Below are 18,873 nucleotides of genomic sequence, written 5' to 3' on the forward strand. Positions count from 1 at the left end.
TAACACGAGATACAGGCTTACTTAAATGTAACGTCGGCTTTTGCATTACTTTTGGTGCCACCGGTACATGCGTCTGAGAATGGCAAGCCGACACCAACTAGCTTATTATTCTCGAGTGTAACCTTATTTAAGATAGGGTTTAAAAATGTAGTAAAGAGACAAATAGCGGTAAATTTATCCTTGTCATTGATAATCAAGTTATCCTTAATGAATGTGTCGCCGTGGCCTGCAGCAATACCTATCGCTCTATAGCCTGAACGATTTGTTATATTACTGAGTATATTATCTACAATTTGGTAACCACCAAGCGGTGCAAAGGATGACTCCGTCGCGATAGTGATTGCAGCATTAAACTTTAGGTCTATATGGTCAATGCTATTTTGGATTATTTTGACATTGTAGGCATTGGCTTTTACATCAATAGCTTCATTGCCAGTGTGATGAATAAGGTTGTTTTTTACGAGCACATTACTGACGGTATATCTTATTTTTAATCGAGTTCTGTCTTTGCTGTAAGAACCATCTCCAATATATATCCCTTCTCCATATTGGGGGGATAGTAAGCCAGTGTTAAATATGACGTTATTTTCAATTAAGTAGTTTTTACCGCCACTATATCGTGGTTTTATAGATATAGCTTGATTACCGGTATTAAACACTCTATTTGATAGTAATGATATATCTGAAGAATCTTGTATGAAAATGGCGTATAAACCACCTGTGATAATTAAACCATCAATAACAACTCCACTTGAATTGCTAATCGTTATCCCTGTACCACTATAATTTCTATTCTTTATTGTTGTACCAAGGTAATGTAAAGGGCGTATTATGAGAGGCTTATTTCCACTATCAAAATCTTCAATCACAATTGCTGATTGCTGACTATCAGCAAGGCACACGACATCACCTTCAGTATATTCTTCTAAAGCAAAATTGAGTTTAGAAAATGTAGGGATTGAATTCGCTCGTTTTTTTTCGCTATTTGTGATTATTTTTGTACAGTCTAAATGTGCTTTGTTCGCGTCATTATTGAGGCTATTAGCGAGAGCTATTATTTGTACATTAGTCATTACAATGAACAATATGATGTTGTTTTTATACTGACTTATCGCTTCATACATCTTACAGCTCCAACGGACAATTCATGTAACTGTGTTAAGAATAGTGCATGAGATAAAGTCTGACATTGAATGTTTTAGCCAAACTAAGGCATTACGTCTAATATCATAGTAATGTTGAAATAATTATTATATTTAACGTTGCCAATATAACCTGCCAAATACATATATCTACTCACGGTCATATGACTTTCTCATTGGATTATTTATGAATGTTTTTATCTGGTTAGAAAAATACGGTTTATTATTTATTATGTTGTTTTGCCTTGGAGTGTATACGCCGGACTTTACTCATAAAATAAGTATGATGGACCATGAATTAGATGTAGTTACTGATAGCCTTGCAGAAAGTAATTCCTTTAAACAAATTTTTTGGGTTCTGCTATCTATGTTTTTTGTTTTTCGGTTTATTATAAATACTGAAATGAACAAATTAAAATCAGTAATCATCAATAAAATGTTTTTATTTTTTGTTATATGCACCATTGCATTTTTAAGTGCAAGTTGGTCGAGTTATCCGATGATTTCCATGAAAAGAGCCATTTTTCAGATGCTATTTTGTACATCGGTATCTCTCGCACTGTGTTTTTCTTATTTTCATCGAAGCATTGAAATTAACCTAAAGTGTACTGCGATTATATGCATAGTGATGATTTTACTATCACTTATTCAGGGGGCAGGGTTTAACGAAGATTTAAATTTAGCTGGTTACACTAAATCTAAGAACACGATGGGCCTTAACTTGGCTGTACTTATTATTATCAGCCATATGTGGGTAAAGTCATTAAATATAGATAGTCGTTTTTTGTATGTAACGCTTGGTGTGCTCTTTGTTTTTCTTATATTAACGCAGAGTAAAACAAGTATCATACTTTGTATTGGTTACTTCTTATTAACGCAGGTGAGTTTATCTAAAATAAAAGTATTTATGACCGTTTTTTCGGTCCTATTTTTTTGTGTTTTTATATTAATACCTGGTATTAGCTATCATTTGAGTCACTATCAACATATAGCCTTGTATGTTGATGCTGATTTTATTACTGGTCGGGGTGTTATATGGGATGCGCTGTATTATGATCTTGGTTTTTTTGACAAAATTACGCTAGGTTATGGGTATGGCAGTTATTTTGGTGTTGGCGTAATTCCCTTTGTATTGGATGATAAATACAGTTTCTTACAATATATATCATCAGCACACAATGGCTATTTGCAGATACTGTTACAATTTGGCCTTATTGGTTCTAGTGTTTTGTTTATCGTCTTTTTTATGTCGATGCTTAATGCGACTAATCTATATATACACGCTGCACTTATTATCCCTATATTTCAGAATGTAACGGAATCAAGCATATTTAGAGATGCAAACATAGCGTGGTTTTTAATGCTGATGATAATCTTATCCTCTAGTTTACACGTATTAATTAAAGACATGAAAAATGACAGTGATATGCTTGAAACTGTAACTTAAAAATTAATGCAACCCTAATGGGCTTATGTATTTATGAATAATATAAAAAAAGACCTGAATAAAGGAATAGTGCATAGCCTCATCGGTAAGTATTCACTTTATATTTTTCAAATGATGTCCTTAGCTATTTTGGCTAGGTTGTTCACGCCAGAAGACTTCGGGACCTTGGCTGCATTACAAGTGTTAATTTTATTCTTTCAACTGTTGGCCACATCGGGCCTTGCTCCCGCGATTATTCATCAAGATACTATTAGTGAAGAACAGCGTAATGGTATATTTAGTGCTACGGTTATTATCGGCCTATTGCTGTCATTTTTATTCATTTACCTTACACCGATATTAGCGACATGGCTTAGTTTAACTAATGTTAGTTTAATCACATATGTATTAGCCCTGAACGTATTCTTTTCTGCGATAGCAATGCTACCGCTAGCCTCATTGCAAAAAGATACCCACTTTATTATCATTGGTAAAGCTGAAATAGGTGCTGAAATAATCGCGTTTGTTATTTGTATTCTGTTGTATTTTGGGGGCTTTGGTGTCGTGGCATTAGCGATGAAACTATTGGTTACGCCGATAGGCCGGTTTGTGTTTTATTACTTATATTCAAATAACACCGTAATAGGGCAAGTAAAATTTGGTCATAAAATTTCAAGTATATTACCGTTATTTGCTATTGCAAAATATCAGCTTGGTTTTAATGTTTTAAATTTCTTCTCTCGCAATCTCGACACCATATTGGTTGCAAAGTACTTTGGCGTTGCGACAGTCGGGTTTTATGAAAAAACATATCAAATTATGCGCTATCCACTTCAGCTGTTTACTTTTGCAATAAACCCTGCCTTACAGCCTGTTCTGACTCGCTATAAGGATAAACCAAGTATTATCATGACTGCATACTATGCATTAGCTTATAAACTTTCTGCTATTGGTGTTGTAACTGCTACGTTCATATTTTGGTATGCGGATGATGTAATTATCATATTATTTGGTTCTCAGTGGTTATCTGTCAGTACGTTATTAAAGATATTGGCATTATCTATACCCGTACAAATGGTCTTGAGTTCAACGGGCGGGCTATATCAAGCAATGGGCGCGACAAAGGAAATGTTTTATTGCGGTATATTTTCATCTACTGTAAATGTGTCAGCTATTTTTATTGGTATTTATAGTGGTGAAATGACAGTGCTTTGTATCAGTCTCATATTTGCTTTTATGATAAATTACTTTCAATGTTTTTATACTTTACACTGTTATGTATTTAAAATTAGAAAAGTGAAATCATTTTTAATTTTGACTGCTATAATTTTAGGCGGTTTTTTTAATGGTCTTTTTTACTCTGTAGTTGAAACAGCGCAAGCACCGAATAGTTTTAGCGTTAGTGTTTATAATGTTGCTTACGTATTAATGCCCATTTTAACTATTATTATATTTATTTTGTTTTCAAAACGATTTTTAATGACGTTTTTTAAACGTGATATATAAGGTTGAATGCTATCTCCAATCAATAATTCATCATAATACGAGTAATACAGTCGCGCTTGAAAGTAAAGCGTGGTCGATTTCAATGTCACCTATTTAAATGCCTAACTACAAGCGTACTTAGGTATAGGTCGCCCCGTCAATCATTAGTACTACTCTTTACGAAGAGATTTTAAAACATGATAGCCACGCACATTAACATAACACTTTAATATTATTATCTAACATCTCAACTTTTAAGAGGTATATGTTGGTCATGTGGCTGCATTTGCAGCCATAAATAAAATCACTGCTATAGTTAATTTAATTGTTGATGAGTAATTTAAAGTATTACTTATTGTATAGATTAGTAAAAATAATTAATGGACTATCAACGACATACTCATTGGATGAAAAATAAGTTTAATGGCTTAGTAGTTCATTTATTATAAAATGTGTCTACTTTAAATTTGTTAAGGAATCGTGTTTTGAAACCTATTAATACATTTAAGGTCAATACTTCTAATTATTCTTTTGTTCATCGTTTTTTAGATTTAAGCTGTATTTCGATATCATTAATATTTGTAATACATAGCTATAATCTTCAAATAACTCAAGATTATATTACCATCGCATTAACATCTGCTGTTGTATTTTTATATATTGCGGAGGCCCTTCATTTATATCAATCTTGGCGAGTTGGTAGTTTCATCTCTGTGATGATGACTGTGACCGCCGTTTTTATCGCTTCTTTTCTTACTCTTTTTGGGATTAGCATATGGTTGAAAACGTCAGTGTCTTTTCCTGACCAAATATTAACACTCTGGTTTTTAATGGCATTTATGTCGAGTTTGGCATGGCGGATGTTGAAACATCAATGGACAGTAATACGCAGCAAGCTCGGTATCAACTTACGTAAAATGGCTATATTAGGCGCGACGTCAACAGGTGCTAATTTGTATCAAGAGATAGATGATTGTGATGAATTAGGTTTTGATTTTATTGGATTTTTCGATGATAGACAAACAGCTCGTTTACCTAAAGATTTAACCGTGATTAGTGATGTATCAAAATGTATAGATGAGGCAAAAAAAGGAAAAATAGATATTTTATTTATCGCACTCCCGATTTCTGCTGAAAAACGGATCGCTGAAATTATTAATTTATTATCAGATACGACAGTGGATGTGTATGTCGTACCGGTGTTTATGCTCTCGGATGTGATGCAGGGGCGTGTGACCCATGTTGGTAAAATTGACGCATTGAGTATTTTTGAATCACCTTATCTCGGTTCTAAAATATGGTTAAAGCGGTTTGAGGACATTGTTGTTAGCCTCACTGCCCTTATTGTTCTTTCCCCTGTGTATATGCTGATAGCGCTGACACTAAAATTAACATCGCCAGGCCCTGTCTTTTTTAAACAAAGCCGTTATGGGTTGCGAGGCGAGAAAATTTCTGTTTACAAATTTAGAAGTATGAATGTCATGGAGTCGGATGGCATCGTAACACAAGCGACAAAAAACGATAAACGAGTAACTCCTCTTGGCGCTTTTCTACGTCGTACTTCTCTTGATGAATTACCTCAATTCTTTAATGTGCTCAAAGGCGATATGTCAGTTGTTGGACCTCGTCCTCATGCCGTATCACACAATGAAGAATACCGTAAACTGATTCAATTTTACATGTTACGGCATCATGTAAAGCCAGGGATCACTGGTTGGGCGCAAGTAAGCGGTTGGCGAGGGGAAACTGATACGTTAGAAAAAATGCAAAAGCGTGTTGAGTTTGATCTTTATTATATTTTGCAGTGGTCAATCTGGTTTGATTTTAAAATCTTAATGTTAACTGTATTGACTTGCTTGAAAAGTGAAAATACTTACTAGCAACATGAAGAGGTAGTTGTTATACAAGTTGTCATTTGTGTACTAGGAGCTGTCTGAATGAAAGAATTTAATAACAATTTATGTTGGCTTAGTCTCGCTTTATTCAGTGAAACTGCGTTTGCTTATACCCAAGATACGTACATTACCGATGATGGTTTATTTGTAAAACCGTCTTTAGAAATGAGACTAGTGCATGATGATAATATTTATAATCAACAAGCAAGTGGTAAAAGTAGTGCGATTTCCTCTTTAATGCCGTCCTTGAATCTAAAAATGGATGACGGTGTTAATTACTACAGCTTTGATATAAATCTAGAAAAGGGGGTGTATGAAGCAAGTAGTGATGATAATTATACTGATGCCGATATTGGATTAAATGCCCATATAGAGCCAAACGATACTCACCGTGTTGATCTTAGCCTCAAAGGTGAGTGGTTAACAGAACAACGAGGGACAGGAATAACAGAAGGTATTTCTGGACTGACCGATGAACCTATCACCTATGGTCGTAATTCCATTGCAGCAAGCTATGAGTATGGCTCTCAAGAAACCAAAGGTCGAATAGCCTTTGACTTTAAATATTACGAGAAAGAATATCGTAATTTTGATGATATAACGAGGCGCAGTAATTATGATTCTTACCTTGTCGGCTCACGATTTTATTATTCAACGAGGGCGCATACAGATGCCTTTATCGAAGTTAACGCTGAAACAATAGGCTACGATTACAATCAGCCAGGCGAGTTTCTCCGCGATTCAGATGTATATACCGCGTTTGTTGGTATGCAGTGGGCAAGTTCTCCAGTCCTAAATGGTTTTGTTAAAATTGGTGGTCAAGCAAAAGAATTTGATGATGAAGGTCGTGAAGATTTTACTGGTTTTAGCTGGAATATAGGTGGTTTTTGGCGTCCTCTTACCTATTCTAAACTCTCATTTTCAACGTCTCAAGCCACGAAAGATCCAGATATTTTCGGTGATTACATTCTAGAAACTAAATACAACGTTGATTGGAAACATAACTGGACGACATATATTTATACCTCTGCAGGTGTTTATAAATATAAGGATGATTACAGTGGCATCAGTCGGGTAGATGATATCTATGGGTTCTCACTTAAACTTAATTATGATTTAACTCAGAATATTGCAATTGCTGTTTTTGGTGAATGGGATAGAAACCAGTCAACGAATACGGTGTTCGAATATGACAAAAATGTTGTTGGTGTTAATTTCACCTTTACGCTCTAGGTGGCAAGTATGTTGAAAAAGATCGCTATTAGTCTGTTGTTTGTATTTATTCAATTTTCGGCTCTTGCTAAAGGCTCATATATTTTAGGGCCCGGTGATAAAGTTGAAATCAAAGTGTTTGGTCAAGAAGATCTAACGGTGGAAACGTTGTTAAGTAACAGTGGCCAAATTAATTATCCATTTTTTGGTGAAATCAAAGTAACGGGGTTGACTGTTAAGCAGGTTGAAAAATTAATCTATAAAGGTTTAAAAGGTAATTATCTTATCAATCCGAATGTGTATGTTCATGTGGTTGAGCATCGCCCCTTTTATATTCACGGTGAAGTAAAAAAACCAGGAGGTTATCCTTACCAACCGGGTTTAACGGTTAACCAGGCAATCGCGTTAGCTGGTGGACTTACCGAAAGAGCATCGAAAGAGAAGATATATTTATTTAAAGAAAAAAATAAAAAATCTCAAATCAACGCAAGCATGACCTACAGAGTTAATGCTGGTGATACCATATTGATTAAACAAAGGTTTTTCTAATGGATAAATCAGAACAGAGCCTGACAAAATCGTCAGTTAATAATGATATTGTTTTACCTTCACCGCATTGGCACGTTATACAAAGGTATAAATGGCGGGTTCTTGTATTCGCAACTTTGGTTTCTATCGCTACAGCATTCTATTTATCGAACGAATCGCCATTATATCGAGCGTCTGCAACGTTACTGATCGAAGCAGACCAAGCCAAAGCTGTTTCATTTGATTCCGTTCAAGGGCAAGACTCAAATCGAAAAGAATATTATTTGACGCAGTTCGAGATCCTTAAATCATATTCAATTGCAGAAACGGTTTTTGACCGGTTAAATCTTCAGCAGCAACCTTCATTCCAAAAAACAGAGAGTTGGAGAGATCAACTTATTAGTTATCTCATAGAGGTAATGTCACTATCTGATGTTTTAGGGATGGATGATAATGTGGATAGTGAATTTGTTGAAAATATAGGCACGGGTTATATCAATGGCCTACCAGAAATAGGTGGCGAGCTTAATATAGCAGAACTGGAAAATCTAAATGATAAAAAGGCACGTCTAAGACAGTTTTCAAAAAGTCTCACTGTCACACCAATACGGAAAACACAGCTTGTTAAATTATCGTATGATAGTGAAGATCCGGCATTAGCTGCGTTAATCGCAAATGCGGTTGGTGAAGCATATATTGCACAAGATCTTGCTATTAAATCGTCTATTAACAAAAATGCCGCTCAGTGGCTTGGAACAAGGCTTGAAGATTTACGAGAGAGTCTTGATGCGTCTGAATCACGCCTACAGATATACCGTAAAGAGCAAAATATCATCGATTTACAAGATCGTGACGGGCGAGGGTTAACTGGCTTGGTAAGTAATGAACTGGAACAAACATCTCGTCAATTAATTGAAGCTAAAAATGAAGTGAATAAATTACAGAGTATTGTCCGCGCGGTTAATGAATATGGCGTGAAAAACATGGATAAATTAGAATCAATTCCAGAGATAACATCTCACCCTGTGATTCAAAATATCAAAACGCTAAAAGTGAAAGCTAAACTAAAAGTATCTGAGTTATCACAAATATATGGACGTAAACATCCTGATCTTATTGCGGCGAAATCGGAACTCTATACGGTGAACAAACATCTCACTACGCAAATATCTAAGCTAGTAACAGGTATAAATAGAGAGCTAAAAACCAAGCAAAGTAATGTTGCTGCATTACGAAGAGAATACAACAAAATTCAAAACGAATTTCAGGATGTCATCGGTAAAGATAATGAGTATCAAAAATTGGTTCGAGATGTTGAAAGTAACCGTAAATTATACAATACCTTCTTAGAACGTTCGAAAGAAACAGCATTAACGAGTGATTTCAATGCTGCTGTTGCTCGCTTTACTGATAGAGCGCATACGCCGAATAAACCTATCACTTTAAGCCCCAAAATACTCGTTATTATTGCTTTTGTATTAACGATGATTTTACACATTACCTATCTATTAGTTAAAGAATACTTCACTGATAATTTTAACTCGGTTGGCGATATAGAAGTCAAACTTGGATTACCAGTATTAGGCGTGTTACCTAAAATAGCCCGCAAGCGTAAACAAGATTTGGATTTACATTATTTCTTTGATGAAGAGGGGCGCCAATTTTCAGAATCAATTCGAACATTACGCACTAGTTTTCTTTTAGCACAGGGGCAAAGAGTTAATCAGGTTATTGGGGTCGTTTCGTCGCAGCCTAATGAAGGTAAATCTACAACAGCGACAAACATTGCATTTTCATTAGCTCAGATAGAGAAAACACTCCTTATAGATGCTGATATGCGCAAACCAAGTCTGGCAAATAATTTTAATATTTCAAAAGAAAAACCAGGACTGGCGCAATTGATTACTGGAGAGGCTAACTTGGTAGACTGTATTATGGTCGATAAAGTATCTGGTGCACACATTATGGCCTGTGGACCGACACCCAAAAATGCACAAGAGTTATTATCGTCAAAACGTTTTAAACAGCTATTGGAAACTTTAAAGCAGTCATATGATCGTATAATTATTGACACTCCACCCATTCAAGCGGTAAGTGATTCATTGATTATATCCTTGCATACTGATGCTATTATTTACGTTATTAAGAGTGAAGCGACACGCGTACGTTTAGTTCAAAATAGTGTCCGTCGATTAGCAAAAGTGGATGCTAATATCGTCGGTGTTGTGATGAATCATGTGAATACTGACGGGGTATCAGACTCTGACTATTATTATGGTTATTACAGTGATGAGGCATACGCTGAAAAACCATGAAAGGCATAATACACACTATCAGCAGGTATTTATTACAAGATAAGTACTTGCTGTTTTTAGCGTTTTTTGGTTAAATCACGGAAGTGGATAATCGTCTAAAGGAATAAAATGTTAACGTCTCATCTATTTACCCGTTCTACATTCGTACTCGCATGTGGCCTTATGCTTACAGCATGTACTGGTGCACGCCCTCATAATCTAGGGGTTGTTAACGCCACGTTAACGCCTTGTCCAGAAACACCTAATTGTGTATCAAGTGATAGTTTAGACGAAAGTCATTATGTACCGGCATTCAAATTGGAAGCCAGTTCTGAACAAGTTTGGTCTGAGATTAAGGTATATTTAGACTCGCAGAGTAATATGGAAATCGTTAGGGAGCTTAAAGATTACTTGTATGTAGAAAGTACCAGTACGCTGATGCGTTTCGTCGATGATTTTGAGCTTCACCTTCGTGAACAAGACGGCATTATTGCCGTTCGCTCAGCATCTCGATACGGCAAGTCTGATTTTGGTGTGAATAAAGAACGTGTTGACGATTTATATCTATACCTAAGCGAAAAAGGCTTGGTGAGTGAAGCTGTTAAGTAATTCGATATATTAGTTAGCTATATAGCTTTTAGATAAAATGTTTAAATAAAAGGGTAATACATTCGTGTGTATTACCCTTTTTGTATTTACATGATTAGAAATAATTTAGCAACGTACGATAATAATCATTGGTTTCCATTAAGGTTTTATGGCTACCTTCGGCTACGATACGACCTTCATCCATTACAATGATCTTATCCATGCGCTGTAACATTAATGGTTTATGCGTGATCAATAATAAACTTTGCTGTGACTGTTCAAGTTGCTCAAATAGATTGTGAATAACCGTTCGCTCACTACGACGGTCAAGGCCTTTTGTCGGTTCATCTAATATGATGACCTGGGCATTTCGTAATAATACTTGGGCTAAACATAATCGTTGTTTTTGACCACCTGATAAACCAGATCCTGTTTCACCAAGCCAGGTTTTAAAGCCATCTTCTAGCTCGTCAATAAAATCGATTAAACCAACCGTTTCACAGACATCACGCATTTGGGCTTCGGTCACTTGCGGGTTTGCTAAACGTAGATTATCGCCAATGGTGGCATGAAATAGATGACTATTTTGGCTCATTAGCGCAATGTGTTCACGCAATGACTCCGTATTTAGCTGATTTAAATCTATATCATTAATCGTGATACCAGATGCTTGAACAGGCCAGAAACCCATTAACAAATTTACTAAGGTTGATTTACCAGCGCCACTAGCACCAATAACAGCAACCTTTTTCCCTTGTTCAATCGTTAGTTCAATATCATTTAATACTTGGTCTTGACCATCAGGGTAGCAGAAAGTTAAATGATTAAATTTCACCGCGCCAGCAGTCACTAAGGTATCACCACCGACGTCAGGTATTGGTTTATCTATAATGTCGAATAAACGTGCGGCGCTGTCATGTACCTTAGGTAGGATCTGACAGGCAAGGGGCATATTAATGACTGTTTCAAAGCATACTAGAATCATCAAGGCTGCGCTGGCGACAAATTCCGGCTGTAAATTCCCCGCATGAACTTGCGGGACGAGTAAGTATAAACTTGCAAATACAGTGGCGTTAATGGCTAAAAATGTTAATGCAGTGGCTAAAGCATGCAGGCGATGCAAGTGCAGTTCGCTGCGGTGGTAATGTGTCGATATTTTATTAATAGTCTGTTGATATTGCTCTGCAATTTGATAAACCAACAATTCACGCATTGATGCCATGCCATCAACTAATTCAATTTTTAATTCACTCGACAGCTTGGCTTGTTGTTGCGCGCGTTTTTTGCTTAACAGCAAGATCAACAGAGGTAAAACAAAGCCGACAATCAGTAAGGCAGCAACAATAACGAGAGCGAGATCTGATGAAATGAAGCTCACGCCCCAACCAACAAGCGGGATAGTAAAAATCGCGACAAGTGTTGGCAGTAATACCCGTAAGTAAAAGTTATCTAGTTCATCAATATCTTGCTGTAAACGAGCAAGAATATCGGATGATTTGAAGTTCACACGGTAGTAGGGGAGTAAGGGTTCTAAACGTGTGTAAAAATAGTAACGTAATGCGGCTAATGTATTAAACGTTGCTTTGTGAGTGAGTAAGCGCTCAGCATAACGACCTGCCGTTCGTACGATGGCAAGAAAGCGAATGATTGCTGCAGGGGTGAAGTAATTTGCAGTCACACCTGAAAGCCCAGCAATTGCCATGATGGTAATAAACCAGCCTGATACAGCAAGTAAGCCAATATTAGCCATGACGGTAATAATAGACAAAAAAGTACCGAGTAACATCAAAGGTAGTTGTGGTCTAAGCAGTTTCATTAATCTAACTAATGGATTCATGCGTTCGCCTCCATGTCGATGTTTACATTACTGATATTAACAGTGCTTGCATAGCTACCATTGAGTGCTAGCAATTCAGTATGTGAACCTTGTTCGATGATTTTACCTTGCTCTAATACAATGATTTGTTTCGCATCAACGACTGTATGCAAGCGGTGGGCGATGACGATAACCAAATGTTGTTTGGCGTATTCAGCGATACTCGCGCTAACGACTTGTTCGGTATCTTTATCTAAATGGCTACTTGGTTCATCAAGTATTAATACATCTGGCTGGTGGTAAAATGCGCGTGCGAGGGCTAATCGTTGAGATTGCCCGCCTGATATACCAACGCCACCTTCACCGACATGGGTATTAAGTCCGTCTTTTAGCTGTGATATAAAGTCAGCTAAACCAACACTGATTAATACTTGTTGCATTTTTTCAGCATCATATTTTTCAGTTAAAGCAATATTAAAGCCGAGACTGCCATAAAACACGTGTCCTTGTTGCGCTATCCAACCACAATGATTCAGCCAAGCATCACGCTGCGCTGGCGTATGTTTGATACCGTTAACTGTCATTGTGCCGCTATCTGGCGTATTAAAGCCTAAAATGGTATCAATCAAGGTCGATTTACCCGCGCCACTTTCACCAATAATGGCATACAAACCTTGGTTAGAAAGGGTTAGGTTAATATCTTTAAGGGTATTTTTCCTGCCTGAATAGGTAAAGTTAACGTCAGTTAACTCGATGTCGAAAGGTGCTTTGAATTGTGTTTCCGTTTGGCTTGCTTTAATCGGTGTATTCAGTATTTCAAGCATGTCTTGAGCCGCGGTTACGCCCGCCATTTTTGCGTGATACTGAGTGCCTAATTGTCTGAAAGGTAAATAGAATTCAGGAGCGAGTAATAATACCCATAATGCTAATAAGTAATCAACACCACCGTAATAAAGTCTAAAGCCAAGGATAACGGCGACCAGTGCAATCGCGATCGACGCTAGAAATTCCAACATAAATGAAGAAAGAAAAGCGATCTTTAAGATCCCCATGGTCTGGTTACCATAGTCTTCGCTAATTGTTTTGACCGCCGCCATTTCTTGGCGCGATGCATTAAATATTTTAAGTTGGGTAAGGCCTTGAATAATATCGAGGAAATGACTGCTCATACGCAGTAGTTTAGTCCAATGCTGTTGATTCAAATCATGGGCTTTATGGCCGATAATGATCATAAACATCGGCACCATAGGTGCTGTTAATATTAAGACTAAACCGGAACGCCAATCCATAGGAAATACGGCAAATAACACTGCACTTGGGATCACCGAACAATAAGCGACGGTAGGTAAATAGCCTGAGAAGTAATCTTCTAGTGAATCAACGCCTTGATGGAGTAACTGAGCTATTTTGGCGCTACCAATCGTTTGAGTTTTAGCGGGGCCCATGGCAAATAAATGTTGTAATAATTGCTGTCTAATTGACACTTTAATCAACATAGCAGCATGACGGCTATAGCGTTCACTTATATAACCGAATAGTGTGCGGAACAGGACGAGAGCAATTAAGCCAAATAATAACGGTGTTATGTCTGCGAGTGCTTTGTGTGAGAATATGATTTCGTTGATAATACCGGCTAAGAATGCCATTTGTATTATCATTAATATGCCATTGAGTGAGCCTAATGCAATGGCTTTACTTAATTTACCTTGGGCATTCGTCCGTTGGCTTTTGAGCCAGGTTAAGCGTTCTTTCTGCGAGTATGCTGTGTTTACTGATTCTGTCATTGGGTAGCCTGAAATTGAAGGAATATTGAAACATTTGAAATAATAAAACCTGGAATTGGAGGTTATAAAACAGACGCCCATCCTTGGGCGCAAAGCGTAATCCGTACTTTCTATAACTTAAATTACACTAAGTTACTTTTCATTATTTTGATCATCTTGATCTTTTGCCACGTTATCCGTGTGCTGTTCCATTTCGTACCACATTACGTTAATGATACCGAGAGAAACTGCCAGCAAAACACCTAGGATCCAACTGAAATACCACATAATTTACTCCTTAATATGCCGAGTGGGTGTTTTCTTCAATTTCAGAACGCGTCACCGTTCTCCACATTTTGCTATAACACCAAATCGTATAACAAAGAATAATCGGTAAGAATATCGCTACCACGATCAGCATTAAGTTAAGCGTGCCTTCACTTGATACAGAATCCCAAAGGGTCAAGCTGTGATTAGGTGTGCTGCTTGATGGCATGATGAATGGGAACATAGATACACCCATCGTTAAAATGACACCCGTTATAGATAGTGCACTAGCTGTAAATGCAAAACCACCCGGCTTAAAGCGTGCTAACAGACCTGCAATAATGGCCATTACAATACCTGTTGTTGGTAATAACCACAGTATTGGCATGCTGTTAAAGTTATTTAACCAAGCGCCACTGACGACTGTCACGACTTTATTGGTAGGCTGAGCATAACCTTGCGTATCAATAACACTTTGAATAACGTAACCGTCAATTGAAGTTGCAATCATCACGCCAGCAAGGGCAAAACTTACAACAAGCACAGCTGCAAATATTTGCGCTGCTTTTGCTGAACGAGCTGCCACATGCTCATCTGTACGCATGCTTAACCAAGTACCACCATGCATCAATATCATTGATACACTGACTACACCACTGAGTAATGCAAACGGGTTAAATAACGCGAAGAATGAACCAGTATTGGTTACACGCATTAATTCATCGAAGCTAAATGGAATACCTTGTAATAAGTTACCAAATGCAATACCAAATACCAGTGGTGGTACCATGCTGCCGACAAATAACGCTTTATCCCAGTTGTAACGCCATTTTGGTGAATCAATCTTGCTACGATAATCAAAGCCCATTGGTCGTAAGAATAGACAGAACAACGTCAGCATCATCGCAAAGTAGAAACCGCTAAATGCAGTACCATAAACCATTGGCCAAGCAGCAAAAAATGATGCACCGACAGTGATCAACCAAACTTGGTTACCATCCCAATGTGCAGCGATAGTATTAATTACAACACGACGTTCGGTATCATCTTTTGCCACGAAAGGCAGTAGACCACCTACGCCCATGTCCATGCCATCGGTAACAGCAAAGCCGATAAGCAATATTCCGATGATTAACCACCAGATAAGTTTTAAGCTTTCATAATCAAACATAATTTAAGCCCTTAGTATTTGTCTTGACGTAATTGTGGTGATGCTTCTTGCTCTTCTTGCTCTTCTTGCTCAAAGTGGTAACGACCAGTATGTAGCGAGCTTGGACCTTGTTTGGCAAATTTAACCATTAGCCACATTTCAAGAATGAACATAACGATATAAACAAGGATGAACGCAATCATCGTCATGGCAACTGAACTTGCTTCATGGTTGGAGGTTGCCATAAAAGTGGGCAAAATCTCACTAATAGCCCAAGGTTGACGACCTACTTCAGCAACAAACCAACCAGTTTCAATTGCAATCCAAGGTAGTGGTAGTGCAAATAAGATCGCTTTAAGTAACCAGCGTTTATCTTGTATTTGACGACGAGCGTTAAAATAGAAGGCTAGAATAAATAGGCCTAACATGACGATACCACTACCAACCATGATGCGGAATGCCCAGAAGATAGGTGCTACAGGTGGAATTGAATCTTCAACAGCCATCTGGATCTGTTCTTCAGTCGCATCAATAACATCATTAGTATAACGTTTTAATAATAAACCGTAACCTAGGTCATCTTTAACTTCGTTAAATCTGGCGATGTTTTCAGGTGTTTCTTCACCACCACGCAGTTTCTGTAGGTAATCATAAGCAATCATACCGCCACGGATACGTACTTCATGTTCTTTTTTCAAATCACTGATACCAGTCACTTGACCATCTAAAGATCGTGTCGCAATAAGACCTAGCGCATAAGGGATTTTAACTGCGTAATCCGTTTCCATTGTGTCTTCATTTGGCAAACCAACTAAAGTAAACGCTGCAGGAGCAGGTTCGGTATGGAATTCAGCTTCAATAGCAGCAAGTTTAACGCGCTGTACTTCACCGACTTCATAACCTGATTCATCACCAAGTAGTAATACACAGAAGATTGCGGCAAGACCGAAACCTGAAGCAACAGAAAAAGAACGCTTAGCAAATGCAACATCACGGCCTTTTAATAAGTAATAGCTACTGATACTCATCACAAACATAGCGCCTGCAACATAACCAGCAGCAACGGTATGAATAAATTTAACTTGTGCAACAGGGTTGAAAACGAGTTCAGAAAAACTGACCATTTCCATACGCATCGTTGCGTAGTTAAATTCACTACCGATAGGGTTTTGCATCCAGCCATTCGCAACTAAGATCCACATAGCTGATAGGTTAGTCCCTAAAGCCATCAAGAATGTCGCCGCTAAATGTTGACGCTTGCTCAGTCGATCCCAACCAAGTAAGAACATACCAACGAACGTTGACTCGAGGAAGAATGCCATCAAGCCTTCGATCGCGAGTGGGGCACCAAACACGTCACCAACATAATGTGAATAATAAGACCAGTTAGTACCGAACTCAAACTCCATGGTTAGACCGGTGGCAACACCGATAGCGAAGTTAATCGCAAACAATTTACCCCAAAATTTGGTCATGTCGCGATAGATAACACGTCCTGTCATCACGTATACAGCTTCCATGATAAACAGGATCCAAGTCATACCGATGGTTAACGGTACAAATAGGAAGTGGAATAGAGCGGTGATGGCGAACTGCCAACGGGATAGCTCTACTAAAGTTTCATTAATCATTGTTAGAATACTCCTAGAGATTAATTTGTATTAGAATTTTTTTTATTTGGGAATAATTGGTCTTTAACTGACAACATTTTGGAAACGCCAGCGCCTAGCTTCATTAATTTACTTAGCTGTTCTGGATTAAGGCGTTGTAATTCTGCAGCCCATTCGGTGACCATTTCAAGTAGATCGTGGATCTCTTGCATTTTGCTTTGCGCGTATTCGTCACTTGCATCTGTCGGCTTCTCTAATAGAGATGTACGTAGTAAAGACAGTGTCGGATCAATTTCACGTTTACGACGCTCTTTGAATACGGTATTGGCCATATCCCAGATACTGCCGATCGCGCTGTAATATTCTTTGCGATCTCCTGGTATATGACTGACTTGAATCAACTGCCATGATTGCAGTTCTTTAATGCCCATACTGACGTTGCCACGGGAGATATTTAAACCACTCGCCAAATCGTTTGCGCAAACAGGTGCTTCTGTTATAACAAGCAGCGCATACATTTGACCAACGGTACGATTGAAGCCCCATCGGCTGCCCATTTCACCGAAATGATAAACAAACGATTGATTTTGTGCAGAGATATTCACATGTAACCTTACGAACTTTCAGAAATTTCTGAAAGTTTAAATCACTAACAGTAATTGATCAAGGTCAAATTGGAATGAATTACCTTGTGGAGTGTAAAGATTCGTTGATATATATCAAAACGCTATATAACTTGTTTGATTAGTCAAAGACTTGTTATAAAAACAGTTTAATGACACCCTGTTACGGCGTTATATGGCGATTGTGATTGAGGTTAACTTAATATTTTAATAAAGTATTTTAAATTAAGTTAATTTACATAAGGTTAAAATTTATTAGTTTGGTTGAAAACCAGGCGATTTAATTTTTTAAAGCCAAGCATTGTATGTGTATCAATCGTCGATTTATCAATTATGTCGAAAGGATTAATAATGTCAGTTGAGAAACAGCAAACAAGACAGGTAGACAAAGACAGCTCTCAAAATGCATTTTTTAGTGCATGTGCCAACAAAGTTTTAGATTTAACTGGTTGGTATTGTGAACCCATTCCAGCTAAATATAACAAAGCTGTTATTGCTTATGCGCCGCATACCTCTAATTGGGATTTTCCGTTACTTATTGTCGCGCGATTCGCGAACAAAGTAAATGTGCAATGGGCGGGTAAATCTGAGATGTTCAGTTGGCCATTTAAAGGTGCATTGAAATTTTTAGGTGGTGTGCCGATTGAACGATCAAAATCGACCAACATGGTTCAGACTGTGGTTAATATCTTCAACAGCCAAGAACGTTTTCTATACGCGATGTCACCAGAGGGTACGCGTAAGTATCAAGACTTTTGGCGTTCAGGATTTTACTATATTGCCTTAGAGGCTAACGTACCGATTATTTTGTATCAATTAGATTATAAGCAGAAACGTGTAACGATTGGTGATGTGATTAATGTGACAGGGAATATTGAAAAAGATTTAGCGGCGATCGATATGGTGTTTAAGGATGTCGAACCGAAGTTTAAAGAGAAATATTGTTTGGCGAAGTTTAAAAACCAGTGAAATAAGGTTGTTTAGTTCGCTTTTTACGAGGTATTTTAAAAACACTGTGTAAATATACAGTTAAAACTCGAGGTTCGTGTAATCCTGAGTTTTAACTGGTTTAAG

Annotated in this window: 15 protein-coding genes; 8 read left to right on the forward strand and 7 right to left on the reverse strand. The window is 37.6% G+C overall.

Features of this window, described 5'->3' with window-relative positions; all coding sequences use genetic code 11:
- Positions 1-17: 17 nt before the first annotated feature.
- Positions 18-1,124, reverse strand: a complete 1,107-nt coding sequence (locus tag FR932_RS06415; RefSeq protein ID WP_019440290.1) for a right-handed parallel beta-helix repeat-containing protein — start codon at positions 1,122-1,124, stop codon at positions 18-20.
- A 205-nt stretch (positions 1,125-1,329) separates the two neighbouring features.
- Here FR932_RS06415 and FR932_RS06420 point away from each other — a divergent pair, with 205 nt between their 5' ends.
- The 7 genes from FR932_RS06420 to FR932_RS06450 all read left to right on the forward strand — a co-directional run bounded on the left by FR932_RS06420 (position 1,330) and on the right by FR932_RS06450 (position 10,591).
- Positions 1,330-2,589 (forward strand): O-antigen ligase family protein, encoded by a 1,260-nt coding sequence (locus tag FR932_RS06420; RefSeq protein ID WP_019440289.1) that lies wholly within the window; start codon positions 1,330-1,332, stop codon positions 2,587-2,589.
- A gap of 33 nt (positions 2,590-2,622) precedes the next feature.
- Positions 2,623-4,074: a lipopolysaccharide biosynthesis protein gene (locus tag FR932_RS06425; RefSeq protein WP_019440288.1), complete on the forward strand. Its 1,452-nt coding sequence runs from the start codon at positions 2,623-2,625 to the stop codon at positions 4,072-4,074.
- Between the two features lie 464 nt (positions 4,075-4,538).
- Complete coding sequence (locus FR932_RS06430) at positions 4,539-5,933, forward strand: undecaprenyl-phosphate glucose phosphotransferase (protein ID WP_019440287.1); 1,395 nt, start codon at positions 4,539-4,541, stop codon at positions 5,931-5,933.
- 57 nt (positions 5,934-5,990) lie between these two features.
- Positions 5,991-7,181 (forward strand): outer membrane beta-barrel protein, encoded by a 1,191-nt coding sequence (locus tag FR932_RS06435; protein ID WP_019440286.1) that lies wholly within the window; start codon positions 5,991-5,993, stop codon positions 7,179-7,181.
- Positions 7,182-7,190: 9 nt separating this feature from the next.
- Positions 7,191-7,709, forward strand: a complete 519-nt coding sequence (locus tag FR932_RS06440) for a polysaccharide biosynthesis/export family protein (RefSeq protein ID WP_019440285.1) — start codon at positions 7,191-7,193, stop codon at positions 7,707-7,709.
- Complete coding sequence (locus FR932_RS06445; RefSeq protein ID WP_019440284.1) at positions 7,709-10,003, forward strand: GumC family protein; 2,295 nt, start codon at positions 7,709-7,711, stop codon at positions 10,001-10,003. Before FR932_RS06440 ends, FR932_RS06445 begins: the two co-directional genes overlap by 1 nt.
- A 108-nt stretch (positions 10,004-10,111) precedes the next feature.
- Positions 10,112-10,591, forward strand: coding sequence for a DUF1499 domain-containing protein (locus tag FR932_RS06450; RefSeq protein ID WP_019440283.1), 480 nt, complete (start codon positions 10,112-10,114; stop codon positions 10,589-10,591).
- Between the two features lie 94 nt (positions 10,592-10,685).
- Here FR932_RS06450 and cydC read toward each other — a convergent pair whose 3' ends face one another.
- The 6 genes from cydC to FR932_RS06480 all read right to left on the reverse strand — a co-directional run bounded on the left by cydC (position 10,686) and on the right by FR932_RS06480 (position 17,781).
- Positions 10,686-12,407: a thiol reductant ABC exporter subunit CydC gene (cydC, locus tag FR932_RS06455; RefSeq protein ID WP_019440282.1), complete on the reverse strand. Its 1,722-nt coding sequence runs from the start codon at positions 12,405-12,407 to the stop codon at positions 10,686-10,688.
- Entirely contained in the window at positions 12,404-14,170 is a 1,767-nt protein-coding gene (cydD, locus tag FR932_RS06460) for a thiol reductant ABC exporter subunit CydD (protein WP_019440281.1), read from the reverse strand. The genes cydC and cydD overlap by 4 nt, the downstream gene beginning before the upstream one ends.
- A gap of 132 nt (positions 14,171-14,302) precedes the next feature.
- Positions 14,303-14,437: a cytochrome bd-I oxidase subunit CydX gene (cydX, locus tag FR932_RS06465; RefSeq protein WP_019440280.1), complete on the reverse strand. Its 135-nt coding sequence runs from the start codon at positions 14,435-14,437 to the stop codon at positions 14,303-14,305.
- A 10-nt stretch (positions 14,438-14,447) separates the two neighbouring features.
- Positions 14,448-15,587 (reverse strand): cytochrome d ubiquinol oxidase subunit II, encoded by a 1,140-nt coding sequence (gene cydB, locus FR932_RS06470; protein ID WP_019440279.1) that lies wholly within the window; start codon positions 15,585-15,587, stop codon positions 14,448-14,450.
- A gap of 11 nt (positions 15,588-15,598) precedes the next feature.
- Entirely contained in the window at positions 15,599-17,197 is a 1,599-nt protein-coding gene (locus FR932_RS06475; RefSeq protein WP_019440278.1) for a cytochrome ubiquinol oxidase subunit I, read from the reverse strand.
- Between the two features lie 20 nt (positions 17,198-17,217).
- Positions 17,218-17,781 (reverse strand): GbsR/MarR family transcriptional regulator, encoded by a 564-nt coding sequence (locus FR932_RS06480; RefSeq protein WP_019440277.1) that lies wholly within the window; start codon positions 17,779-17,781, stop codon positions 17,218-17,220.
- A gap of 369 nt (positions 17,782-18,150) precedes the next feature.
- Here FR932_RS06480 and FR932_RS06485 point away from each other — a divergent pair, with 369 nt between their 5' ends.
- On the forward strand, positions 18,151-18,768 hold the full coding sequence (locus FR932_RS06485) for a lysophospholipid acyltransferase family protein (protein WP_019440276.1): 618 nt from the start codon (positions 18,151-18,153) through the stop codon (positions 18,766-18,768).
- Positions 18,769-18,873 lie beyond the last annotated feature (105 nt).

It is taken from the genome of Moritella marina ATCC 15381 (assembly GCF_008931805.1).
Lineage (GTDB): Bacteria > Pseudomonadota > Gammaproteobacteria > Enterobacterales > Moritellaceae > Moritella > Moritella marina.